8 protein-coding genes and 1 pseudogene are annotated in these 12,731 nt (G+C 37.4%); all 9 read right to left on the minus strand.

All coding sequences use genetic code 11. The annotated features are described in order from the left end of the window. Nucleotides 1-778, minus strand: a pseudogene (locus tag KDK19_RS15755) (hypothetical protein); the annotation flags it as partial. After that, complete coding sequence (locus tag KDK19_RS15760; RefSeq protein WP_257292323.1) at nt 775-1,368, minus strand: AAA family ATPase; 594 nt, start codon at nt 1,366-1,368, stop codon at nt 775-777. The pseudogene KDK19_RS15755 and the gene KDK19_RS15760, both read right to left, overlap by 4 nt. A 48-nt stretch (nt 1,369-1,416) precedes the next feature. Then, entirely contained in the window at nt 1,417-3,603 is a 2,187-nt protein-coding gene (locus tag KDK19_RS15765) for a glycosyltransferase (RefSeq protein WP_257292324.1), read from the minus strand. Between the two features lie 159 nt (nt 3,604-3,762). Beyond that, a complete protein-coding gene (gene galU / locus KDK19_RS15770; protein ID WP_257292325.1) occupies nt 3,763-4,650 on the minus strand; it encodes a UTP--glucose-1-phosphate uridylyltransferase GalU in 888 nt (295 codons plus the stop codon). A gap of 80 nt (nt 4,651-4,730) precedes the next feature. Next, a complete protein-coding gene (locus KDK19_RS15775) occupies nt 4,731-5,897 on the minus strand; it encodes a nucleotide sugar dehydrogenase (protein ID WP_257292326.1) in 1,167 nt (388 codons plus the stop codon). Nucleotides 5,898-6,098: 201 nt separating this feature from the next. Further along, the gene (locus KDK19_RS15780; protein ID WP_257292327.1) at nt 6,099-6,947 is read right to left on the minus strand and encodes a transposase; all 849 of its coding nucleotides are present in this window, start codon (nt 6,945-6,947) and stop codon (nt 6,099-6,101) included. Nucleotides 6,948-7,205: 258 nt separating this feature from the next. Then, nucleotides 7,206-8,423 (minus strand): hypothetical protein, encoded by a 1,218-nt coding sequence (locus tag KDK19_RS15785; protein WP_257292328.1) that lies wholly within the window; start codon nt 8,421-8,423, stop codon nt 7,206-7,208. A 49-nt stretch (nt 8,424-8,472) separates the two neighbouring features. Beyond that, nucleotides 8,473-12,078 carry a glycosyltransferase gene (locus KDK19_RS15790; protein WP_257292329.1) on the minus strand — a complete coding sequence of 1,202 codons (3,606 nt, stop codon included), beginning with the start codon at nt 12,076-12,078 and terminating at the stop codon, nt 8,473-8,475. A gap of 198 nt (nt 12,079-12,276) precedes the next feature. Continuing rightward, nucleotides 12,277-12,731, minus strand: a 455-nt coding sequence (locus tag KDK19_RS15795) for a GDP-mannose 4,6-dehydratase (RefSeq protein ID WP_257292331.1), incomplete at its 5' end; no start/stop codon positions are given.

A 12,731-nucleotide genomic window follows, 5' to 3' on the forward strand; every position in this document is an offset into this window, starting at 1 on the left:
GGTTGAAAGAGGTGTCCATCAGAGGTGCCAGACCAATATCCATGGTTCTGGATGCAGTCATGGTGAGATAGTCTGGCCAGGGCATGGGGTGGATGACCTGAACACGGGGAATACCTCTGACCGCTTTATACAGTGAATGGTCACCGATCAGTTCAAACCAGGTGTTCAGGTTGCGCGACTGGACTTTTCTAATAACGTTTAATACGAACTTCCAGTCTTCTTGATGAGAGCTGCTACCGTGATAAAAACATCGAACCAAAGGTAGCTTTTCTTTTAGTATCTGACAGGGAGGGAGAACCGTTTCTGCTGGTAATTGATATTTTTCTGCCAAGTGAGCAGTGGAAACCCAGATCTTGTTACACAGCTTTGTTAGTAGAGGGCTTGCTTTTTTGTACCAGGAAGAAAGTCGTTTGCGATAGCTTTTTGGAAGTGTATGATCAAGATGAGCGGCTGGAATATCGTCATCTATGAACCATACCAAATTAGAAAAATTAAATTTGTATGCATTCAAGAATTTCAGTGCATCTAATGGAACGTCACGAAGAAGAATAAGTGTACAGCCATCCGTTATGTGCTCTTGTAATTGAAATACATAGTCGCTGGCACAAGTATCAATCTCTCTATAATCAGTATCTTTCTCCTTACGACTTCTGAAATAGAACTCGATAGTAGCCGATTCTAGATTGCCAAAAACAACAACCTTCTTAGATGAACGAATATCATAATTTGCAGAAGGTATGAAAAGACCTTGTGTTTTTTTGGGGAATTTTAACATCACTCAAAGCGAGCTATATAATTTTTCAGAACTGACGCCTGATCACTATCTGGCATCATAGCTAAAGCACTAAACAAAAATTGCCTTGATAGAGCTTCTTGACTCAACTTATCAGACTTTATAACAACATCTGCACTGTTATAAAGTGCGATACGTTTTGGTGAAAACTGCGTCGTCATATATTGCTCAAAAGAGATATCCAGTTTACGCGCCTTCCTGAAACGATCATAAGCCACAGCAGGTGTAGCCATTATTGATAGTGATTTACAGGATGAAACCCATTCCAGAGAGTGTTTGGCATCTAGAAAACCTGTTCCTACATCAACAATTATCGGCTGATTGTCACTAGCTTTCATGTGCTCTTCAAGCACATTTAATCCATAGTTGACGAAACGATCTCTGTCATTCTCAAAGAACTTGATTAAAGCATTCAAGTCTTCTTTTTTATCAATCAGCCCTGAATCTCTTGCCTGCTTATGAACAATATTATCCAAAACAATGAAATGAGCATTTTTTACTGCTTTCATTGCATATTTGGAAACTGTCGTTTTACCTATGCCAGAAGGACCCAAAAGCAAAATTGGTTCTTTCAAAATTATCTCTTTTAATAGTCTGGTTAAAAAGTTGTTTGTAAGAATAGCCTAAACATTATAAGAAAAGTCTTCATGATTGAGGGTCAGATTCGGGCTGTAGTATGGATCAGTCGTTAGCTTGTCTCCCCATTTCTGTTTCATGTACTCGATTTCATTTTGGAATCGAGCTTGCTTTTCAGGGTTATCTTCGGCACCTCTGCTTAGGGATTCGTGATGATAAAGACAAGCATGGGGAGTCCAGATATTTCTATAGCCTTTATCACGAACTTTTAGGCAAAAGTCCACATCATTAAAGGCAACCTTAAGATGTTTTTCTTCGAAACCCTCGACTTCTTCAAAAACAGATTTACGCACCAGCATTGCAGCAGCTGTGACAGCAGAAAAATTCTGAACCAGTTTCAGCCTGGAAAAATAACCTGGGTTGACATCTGAGAAATACTTATGAGTGTGCCCAGCGACGCCACCTATTCCAAGAGTGACACCGGCATGTTGAATTCGATTGTCAGGGTAGTATAGTTTGGCACCAACACAGCCGATATCAGGACGTGACACTTGTCTGACCATCTCATCAAGCCAGTCGGGACTGATCACTTCAATATCGTTATTAATCAGTCCAATAATACTGCCTTTAGTTTGTGGAACACCAAAGTTATTGATGGCTGAATAATTAAATGGAAAATCGTAATTGAGCACTCGGATATTATTGTAGCTTGAGATTCTTTCGAAGTAATCAAGTGTTTTATCACAAGTAGTCTGGTTGTTTAATACAACTATTTCATAGTTCGGATAAGTTGTTTTCGTCCTGATACTTTCAATACATTGTTTCAGAATCTCATAGCCATCACGAGTAGGTATCAACAAGCTGACAAATGGCAACGGCTTTGGCATAGGCCATATTGTCCGATAGGTGTTTGCCAGTTGGCCTTTTCTGACTTCAACAGGTATATAAGTTGCTTTAAAGAAATCTTGCAGAGCCTTGTATCCAGCCTCTGTTGTGTAGTTTTTTTCGCCTGAAGACAGAGCAGTGGAGCCCTTTATAGCCCGCCAATGATAAAGAATATGAGGGATATGAGCAATTTGATCATTTCCAATTTTAGCGACACAACGAAGAATTAAATCATAGTCCTGACTACCTTCCAGGCCAGATCGGAATCCTCCCACTTCCTTTATTAATGTTGCATCAAACACACTAAAATGAGTGATATAGTTATGTGAATAAAAAAGGTCACGATTCCAGTCTGTTTTGAAATGCGGCTCGTATCTCACACCCTTTTCATCAATTTTGTCTTCATCACTATAAAGTAACCTGACTTGCGGTCGCTCATTGATGGTCTTGGCGATATAAAACAAAGCATGTTCAGCCAGACAGTCATCATGGTCGAGCAAGCCGACATAGTCACCAGTAGCCAGTTCAAGGGCAGTGTTACTGGCTTTGGAGATATGACCATTCACAGATCGAAATGTGACTTTAATTCTTGTGTCTTTTTCGGAATATTCATTAAGAAGGGTGCGAACCTGCTCATCAGTAGAGCAGTCGTCAGCAATACACAACTCCCAATGACAATAAGACTGCTCTAGTACAGAATCTATACATGCCTTTAAAAATAAAGGTTCAGTATTATAAGTAGCCATCACAATACTGATCAAAGGCTTTCTATTTAGCTGCTCGAGTTCATTGGTAATTTTTCTTTTATCGAATACTGCAGGTTCATGACGTTGTTGCCACTGTGGATAGGTCAGGGTTGCCTTGCAAGGTGAAAAGCAGTGGTTATAACGCTCCAATAGCTCCGTAACGGCCAGTCCGCTATGACTGTCCGTAGTATGTCGGGTCGTTAACTTTTTGATCATCAACTTGCGAGCATAAGCAGAAGTCAATCGGGTCATTTTCAGTTGTTTTACAGAAAAGCTACAGGGCTGCTCTGAAGGATCAAAGTGTATAGCTAAAGGTCTCTGAGAAAAGTAACAGACCCTTTTAAGAGGCTTACCATTTGTTAAGGGCAGGAGAATTGCGTTCGCTTCATTAATACCCTCTCCATAATCAACGTAAAGCTTGCTGTTGAGCCGTGTAGCAGAACTTTCGACTTGTACCTCAAGCATATACCAGCCTTTAGGCTGGTAAGCCATAGGCTTTAATTTAAATGCAGGGTCTTCACCTGTTGACTGCCAATCAAAACCACCGCTTGCTTCTTGAAGATCTGATTTGGGTAACAGTCGAAACTTGGGATTAACGCTCAACCAGTGCCTGATATTAAGAATTTGACCTAACAACTTTTTTACACGCTTTTCATTTTTAAAATTACCGATTTAGATAACTTCATAACTCACACTGACTAAAAAAGTGCTCCTGCAATACCCAGGATGATATAAATGGAGCACAGCTCAAAACGCTACCGCTTAGCTCAACGAGGAAGCTATAACGTCCTGCAGATATTCCTTAAACCGGCCATTAAGCTCAGGATGACGCAGTGCGTATTCAACATTAGCTTTCATATGACCCAGCTTGCTGCCACAATCATAACGAATACCATCAAACTCATAAGCATGGATCGTCTGTTCTTGTAGTAGTGTAGCGATAGCATCAGTCAGTTGAATTTCACCACCTGCCCCACGAGGTGTGCTTTCGAGCAACTCAAAAATACGAGGCTGAAGCACATAGCGCCCGACGATAGAAAGGTTGGAAGGTGCTTTATCTACCGAAGGTTTTTCAACAACCCCCTTTAGCTTGTATAGCCGATCACTCAACTTAACCGGATCAATAACACCATACTTATTAACCTGATCCATAGGTACTGACTCAACAGCCACCACTGAGCTTTGTTCTTCCTGAGCCATTTTGATCATGGTGTTCAGACAGGGAGTTTTATCACAATAGATCATATCGTCAGCCAGGAGTACAACAAAAGGTTCGTTGCCGACAATATCTTTTGCACATAATACAGCATGACCCAGTCCAAGCGCTTCCTGTTGGCGAACATAAAAGCAATTGATTCCTTTCGGTAAAATGCTTTTTACAGTATCAAGCAATTCTGCTTTGCCTGACTTCTCAAGCTTGTATTCCAGTTCAAAGTTTTTATCAAAGTGGTCTTCAATAGAGCGTTTTGTCCAGGAAGTCACAAAAATAAGATCTGTGATACCAGCAGCAATCGCTTCTTCTACTGCATATTGAATTAGCGGCTTATCTACGACAGGTAGCATTTCTTTTGGGCAAGCTTTAGTTGCTGGCAAAAACCGAGTGCCCATTCCTGCGACTGGAAATATCGCTTTTTTAATAACTGTTGACATATGAATTTGAATAGTTGAAAACAAAAATAAAAGGCTTCAAGAATTAAGCTTGCAACCACTATGGTCAATATGATTCTTGATTAATCGGAACCAAACAAGTCACGGGTATAAACTTTGTCTGCAACATCACTCAGCTCTTCTACCATACGGTTAGAGACAATAACATCGGACAATTGTTTAAAATTTTCTAAATCACGGATCACTCTGGAATGATAGAACTCATCTTCTTCGAGTACTGGCTCATAGACAATAACTTCTATACCTTTGGCTTTGATTCTCTTCATAATTCCTTGAATAGAAGAGGCACGGAAGTTGTCAGACCCGGCTTTCATAATCAGACGATAAATACCAACAACATCGGGATTACGTTTAACAATAGAGCTTGCTATGTAGTCTTTACGGGTAGTATTGGCATCAACAATGGCCCGAATCATATTGTTGGGTACATCCTGATAGTTTGCCAACAACTGCCTGGTATCTTTGGGTAGACAGTAGCCGCCATAGCCAAAAGATGGGTTGTTGTAATGGCTACCAATACGTGGGTCAAGTCCAACGCCTTCGATAATCTGTCGTGAATCTAGTCCATGGGTTTCAGCATAGGTATCGAGTTCATTGAAATAGGCCACCCGCATAGCGAGATAGGTGTTTGAGAACAATTTAACCGCTTCAGCCTCAGTGGAATCTGTAAATAAAACCTGTATATCTTGCTTTACAGCACCCTGCACAAGCAGGTTTGCAAAACGCTCAGCGCACTCAGAACGCTCACCTACAATAATACGGGAAGGGTATAAGTTATCATACAGTGCCTTACCTTCTCGCAGAAATTCAGGTGAGAAAATAATATTCTGACAACCTAATTCATCTTTAATGCGCTGGGTATAGCCAACTGGAACAGTAGATTTGATGACCATCACAGCATTCGGATTGACTTTCACGACTTCTTTGATAACAGCTTCAACTGAAGACGTATCAAAGTAATTGGTGTCCGGGTCATAATCTGTTGGAGTGGCAATAATGACAAAATCAGCATTTTCATACGCTAGCTTAGTATCAGTGGTTGCTCGAAGATTAAGCGCTTTATTAGCAAGAAAATCTTCAATTTCATTATCTGCAATGGGTGACATTCTGTCGTTAATCATCTCCACTTTTTGAGGAATGATATCAACGGCCATCACTTGATTTTGTTGGGCCAATAAAACGGCGTTGGACAGGCCTACGTAGCCTGTACCGGCAATTGCGATTTTCATAAGAAATTAAGGGAACGATAAATAGAAAGGAAGCACCCTGACTGAAATCATCAGGGCCATTAAGTATAAATATTTGGTAACAATAAAAGCAGAGCAGGTACAAGACCCGGGCTTTCTGAACTATGCAGAGTTAATAAGGGTAACCAAAGAGATCGCCTGAGTTATGAACAACCCGGAAAGGTCATCAGAGCCTTATCACTGTCAACCCTTTGCCTGCCTTGCAAGCATCTTACTCACCGTTGAATAATGCAGGCCAAAATAATCGGCAATCGCCTTTTGGGAATAACCGCCAGATGCATAAGCTGCACAGACCGCTGACTCGGTAGATTTATAACTCGCCTGATAAAACCCGAGTGCAGGTGCAGGTTTTCGTCGCTGTTTATGTGGGATTTCAGTGAGCGTTTTACTATTCGTTGGTTTATCAATATATTGCTGCTGATCCAAGACAAACTGATTATCGCCCAGATAAATCTGTTGTTTAAGATGCAACCAGAGATTTATACCCACACCGGCCAGCACAAAAGCCACAAACTGCTCACATGCTTGTTTACGATTATCGGAAAACTGCAGCAACATGGCGTCTGTTGCCAGCCAGTCTGGGGACGGTAGCTCGCCAAGAGTATAACGGTAACTGCTCCATAGCCAGTCTGCGGGATGTTCGACCATGCGAGCTCGAACCGGATTAAGCACCACATAACGACTCAACTCAAGGAGATAAGCCGTCTTATCGACAAGAATCGCTTTATAACGCCCCTGGAACAAATGCCCAACCCGTCTATGGCAACGATTAAACCGGGTGGTGTAAACACCATTAAGCTGTCGCATACCTGCTGACAGATTACCGTCTGGCGTTTCCACTACCAGATGGTAATGATTGTTCATCAAGCACCATGAATGAATCACCCAGTTAAAGCGATGACAAACTTCTGCCAAGACGTCCAGAAACAATGAAAAATCTACTTCTTCCAAGTAAATAGGTTTGCGCTCATTACCGCGCGAAGTGACATGGTACAATGCCCCAGCATACTCAATTCTTAACGGTCTGCTCACTTTTTATGCTCTCAAATAATAATAAAGAGCTGTAAAAATAGAACAGGTTTAAAAGGTGTCAAGAATCAAGACCTGACCCCGGTTTTAGACCTGACCCCAGTTTTCTCAGTTTTTTCTCAAATAATAATAAAGAGCTGTAAAAATAGAACAGGTTTAAAAGGTGTCAAGGATCAAGACCTGACCCCGGTTTTTTTTGACCCCGGTTTTTTTGACCCCGGTTTTTTTGACCCCGGTTTTTGCCGCCGCTTTCACTGCCCTTCATTGCCACCAGAAGCCATTTCCAAAACCGTCCCCCCTTGTCGTTAGATTTTCCATAGCATCCATTAAAGAGCCTACATCCAAGGCTACTCCACCATTGCTCTTTACAATATCGCAGTAAATTTTTCCAAGTATACCGCCACCGACTAAAACAAGATCACCTGGTTTTATATTTTCCTGAATAACACGTCTTACTCTTTTAAATTCATTGGGATAGTGTTTTAGATTATTTTCTTCAGTAAATCTTGACTCACCAGGAATTGAAATTATATTTATCTTTTTATTAATGATATTTTGAATTTTAGATAGTCTTCTACACGTTATAGCAAATAGCCTTTTAGAATTTATCAATATCTTTAGAAACTCATTGGATTTTCCAAAATCATAATGGATATTAACGTCACAAAACTGTTGGTTGTTCCAAAGCCCGAAATCTCTTAAATGGATGTACGTTGAGTTCTCTAATATATGCAGTTTTTTTGAAATTCTTGTTTTATAAACCGGAACCCCAAGATAGTCTGATTTTTTGACTGAGTTCTTAATCAAGTTAGAAATTGCAGCTGTTTCTTGTTTATCTAGTTTGTAACCAAATTGTATATCATATGTAATTTCAGATTCTTGGTAGGGAAAGGTATAGTCGTAGCCTAAAAGTCTATTTTCGCAATGATTTAATCGAATAAAGCTAAAGGGTTTTTTGTTTTTTAATGCTGCTTTGATATCATCAATAACTAATGTTGTGGAAACTTTATTATATTCTATCAACCTCATTTTCTCAGAATAATGCCACAGGAGTTTTGAATCAAAATCTTTAAAAGTTAAGTATGAAATATTATTCGTGAATTTATCAAGACATGGGTAAAGGTCTAGGCTTTTGAAACATCTGTTTAGTACAGTTGCTCTATCTTTTAAATTCTGAGAAAAATCGTAATATTTAAAGTTGCAAACAAATAAAGAATTAATGACAGAAAACAAAAATCTAACATTGATTTCAGATGAAAATTTTAAAAAGCCACCGTAAACATAAGCATTATTAAATGTCAGACCAGTTTTTTCTATGCAAGAAACAAGCTCAACTAAGTTCTTAAAAGAAAACTCATTACCACCGTATTCAAAAAAATCTTTAGACTCACGAATTACAAGGCAACTAACACCTTCTTCTATAGAAAAAAGATTACTACTGTTGTTTTCAAACTCTTTTGATACTATGTATAAGTTCATAGATATTCAACCTTGAATAAAATCCAATATAAACGTTAAATAAATTAACTCAGTTGCTATTGGAATGAGAGTAGTACTTTTTGATACCTTCTTTCCATGATGAAACATCATTGTTCACTAATAAAGATTTATTACTTTCATATGATGAATATGGCTCAACATTACTTGCTAGATAATCAATATTAAGTGCACGATATTCCATGATTTTTAGTGGTGTTTTTCTCTCATTGAATTTTGTTTCTTCAAGTGGAGCTAAAGCAAGATCAACATGTTTTGAAACAGATTTTATCCACTCAACGTAATGATCATAGCGACCATTTGGTACAACTAGACGCGTACAAAAGTAAGGTAGGTCAATTTCGGTTACACCTACAATAAAGAGAGTTATATTGAAACCTTGATCGATTAAATTTTGTATTGGAAATAAGACTAGTTCCAAGTCTGTAGTATGAGTTTTTGAGCCTGCATATAGCAGTTTCAAGCCTTTTACTGATAATAGTTGCTCTTTTGTTCTTTTATCTAGCTCGAATAGTGTATCTTCAGCCCACCTTTTTTCATTTATAGCATTTGGAAAAACTAAGATGTTATCAGAATAATTTTCTAAATTATTTTTTAATATTTCTGTAGAAACATGAACTGATGATGAATTTTTCAACAATTTCTTAATTGAATTTGAATATTTTTTATATATGCCATCTTTATCTTTGTCCGATGGGACAGAAAGTAAATCATCGTCTAACTCATAAATATAAGGTGTATTAGTTGACATGCACATATCAATAAATGAATCTACATACTTCTCAGGTATTGCATCTCTTTGTACAATTAGTTTTTTGTAGTTGCTAACACCTTCCCTAATAATTTTTTGGAAATTAGTATAAAAAATATCCCCATCAAGAATATTGCTTAGTTTTTTATTCTGTTCAACTACTCGGACATAGGCTGTAGCAGGTACATTAGGATAGATGCCTTTTAATATAGCTGCAATATTATCACTTTGAACTTTTAAGTCATTTTTACATGTTATATTTCTATAAACTTCAAGATATTTTTCTGCCATACGCCAGACATTATTTTCCAATCCATAACCTTTTTGCCATATAATTACTTTCTCTTTTTCCTTTTCTATTAAATTGTGATTTTTATATATATCCAGCATTTTTTTATAGACATTAGATGCAGTGGGCTCTACTAACCAGCCCCCACCATGTTTTGAAATTCGTGTACCAACAGCTCCATAGTTGATTCCGATAACAGGAAGGCCATTTGCCCATGACTCAGTTAATGTATGACAATATGTTTCGGGCCAAATAGAAAGAACTGCAGTGATATCTGGCTTTATCTTTTTGATTTTTGATGATAGCTCTTCTCTTTTATATGTACCATGATTGATTACAAAGTTATTTAAAGATTCATCACATTTACCTAACACATGAAATTCTATTCTATTTTTCAAATCAAGTTCTTTTATCTCTTTAATAAGCTCAGACCCTTTTGAAAGGCTAATATTTCCGGGTAGTAAAACTTTAATTTTATCTTCAATTTCAGTTTTTAAAGGGCGTTGGAAATTAGTAAAATTACGACCGTGAGCAATAACAAAAAAATCAGAGTTACGTTTTTTCAAAACTGGCAACTGTTTTTGTAAAATTCTTTTAGCGCTTTCACATGTAGTTATAAACGCATCACAGTATGAAAGCATATCGCCCATCATTCTTTGCCACCACTCAAGAGTAGTTGGTGTCATAACCTGCACAGTTGAATCATTCCATAGTGGGTTAAAACCATTTTCAGATACACCCTTTAAACTTAATTCACCACTTTTACTTAAAAGATTCACTGTTGGGCAGATGCAGTAAAAATCATGTAATGAAAAAACAACTGGGATATCAAGGTTTTTGGCAATTTTAGGTAAATTTAAACTATGCCAAGCAATGTGCCTAATATGTAGCAACTCAATGTTATAGTTAAATAGAACAGATGAAACAATATCGTCGTACTCTTGACTAGTATGACTAGCAAAGGTAATACTATCTTTTAATTTATATTCTTCGACTATTGTATAGCCACCTTTAGATAAAATCATGACTTCAATTTTTTCGGCATTACATGCTAAAACATAACAGTCATAAAAATCTGATATACCCTCCATTAAATCTTTATTGGTCTGGGGTGTACCACCAGTTCTTGTTGATATCACAAACATAGCTCTAGGCTTTACTTCATAAGGGGCGTTCTCCCACTTAGTAATTTTGGAAGAAATTTTTTCTCTTATATTGGATAGAGTATTTGAACTACTTATACCCTTTATTATCATTGGGTAATTAGGATGAAGAGAGCGTACTTTATCGAACCCTTCGGCAATCAATTTTTTCTTTTCATCTTTGAAAGATGCCGAACGTACATGATAGACATAAGTTTTTGAATCTATAATGTTAACCCAACCTGAAAGTTTTGCTCTCATGCAAAACTCATTTTCTTCACCATAACCTCTTGGAAAATTAGTTTCATCAAAAAATCCAATATCATCAAATACTGCTCTTTTGATGTATAAACAAAAACCATTACCTGTTGGTACTTCTGTATAATTTGAATCATGATTTACCGATACTAATCTTGATATATTCTCTATGCCAAGTCCTTCAGGTAAAGCGTTGCTCCCTGACTTTGGAACAGAAAAAGCACCGGCATTATTTGATACAGCCGTTACAGTACCTATTGATTCGCTTTGGTAGGCTGCCACACGCATATTCCTAAGCCAATACTTTGATACGACAGTATCACTATTTAAAAGAATAACATCTTTCTTATTAGATAAAGCCACTCCCTTATTAACTGTTTTTGTATATCCTAAGTTCAACTTATTGTGAATTACTTTAAGACCTTCAGTCCCCTCCAAACTAACAAGATATTTTTCGACTCTAGTATCTGTACTTTTGTCATTGATTATTATTATGTCATCTTTTTTTCTATTTACATTTTTTATTACACTAGAGATACACTTCTTGATTTCTTCAAATGCATTGTATATAGGGATAATTACTGTTACCCCTTTTTTATTTCCAGTATTAACAGAGATGAATTTCATTTCTGAACTGTTACTTTTTTCAGATATGGTTTTTCTCCCTTCTTTTTTTCCATGCCTTAAGTAATGTGACAAAGGGTTGATTCCAGCTTTTTCGACATCCTTGTGTTTCTTAAGGTAAAATGCACTATCAAACTTATCGCTTGTTTTTGCTCCTTCCTTAAAACCTAATTTTATGTAATGAATTAAAAGATTCGTTATATTGTCACAGCTATTGTTGGACATATAGAATGCATTGTCAAAATACTCATTCGGATTACGACCCTCTTTTGCACCATATTTTACATAGTGCAATAGTGGATCCATATTAGCTCTCTCGACATCTTTGTTGTTTTTTAAATAATATGCTCTATCAAATAACCTAGAGTCATTTATAATTTTATATTCTTCTTCATATAGTTTTGGAATTTTTTCTTTTCTGCTATTTTTATCTTTGAGTTTGTTGTCTTTAACTTTTATTTTGTTTTCTATTTTGTTTTCTATTTTGTTTTCTATTTTGTTTTCTATTTTGTTTTCTATTTTATTGCTGTCTTTGCTTTCTTTAGTCGAAAACACTTTTTTAAAAATTTTCATATGTTTTAATTTAATCGTTATAAATCGGACTTTGTCTAGTGAGAAGAATATTGCTCGATATGAAACACTACCGTGTAAAATTGTAGTCAGCATTCCCGGTGAATATACGCCTCAATACGATCGCTTAGTGCGTCGTCATATGGGGATTCTTATTGCTAAAGCTATAAAAAATGCAAAAAAGCTGAGAATACCTTGCTGTTAGTACTGGCTTTCAATCCACTCTCGGTAAGATCCATCCATGACTGCTGACCACCAGTTTTTATTAGTTAGATACCACACAACAGTTTTACGAATCCCGGTTTCAAAAGATTCTTTAGGCTCATAACCCAACTCCGAACGGGTTTTTGCTGCATCAATCGCATAACGGCGGTCATGGCCGGGGCGGTCTTTTACGTACTCGATCAGGGATTCCGAGTTGCCAGCGATGGCAGACTTTGCGTTAGGGTAGCGTTCTTTGAGCTGGAGACTGGAAGCTGGATGCTGGAAGCTTTCATTCATCAGCTTACAGACGAGTTTAACTATATCAATATTATGCCATTCGTTGTGACCACCGATATTGTAATTTTCACCAACTTTACCCTTATTAAGAACCAACTCAATTCCTCGGGCGTGATCTTCTACATAGAGCCAGTCACGGATTTGTTTGCCGTCGC

This window comes from Endozoicomonas sp. ONNA1 (assembly GCF_024606325.1).
In the GTDB taxonomy this organism is placed as follows: Bacteria; Pseudomonadota; Gammaproteobacteria; order Pseudomonadales; family Endozoicomonadaceae; genus Endozoicomonas_A.

What these genes read in the sequence shown, in the direction of transcription:
- galU (WP_257292325.1), bottom strand. Translation starts at nt 4,650, where the DNA reads ATGTCAACAGTTATTAAAAAAGCGATATTTCCAGTCGCAGGAATGGGC.
- KDK19_RS15785 (WP_257292328.1), bottom strand. Translation starts at nt 8,423, where the DNA reads ATGAACTTATACATAGTATCAAAAGAGTTTGAAAACAACAGTAGTAAT.
- KDK19_RS15775 (WP_257292326.1), bottom strand. Translation starts at nt 5,897, where the DNA reads ATGAAAATCGCAATTGCCGGTACAGGCTACGTAGGCCTGTCCAACGCC.
- KDK19_RS15790 (WP_257292329.1), bottom strand. Translation starts at nt 12,078, where the DNA reads ATGAAAATTTTTAAAAAAGTGTTTTCGACTAAAGAAAGCAAAGACAGC.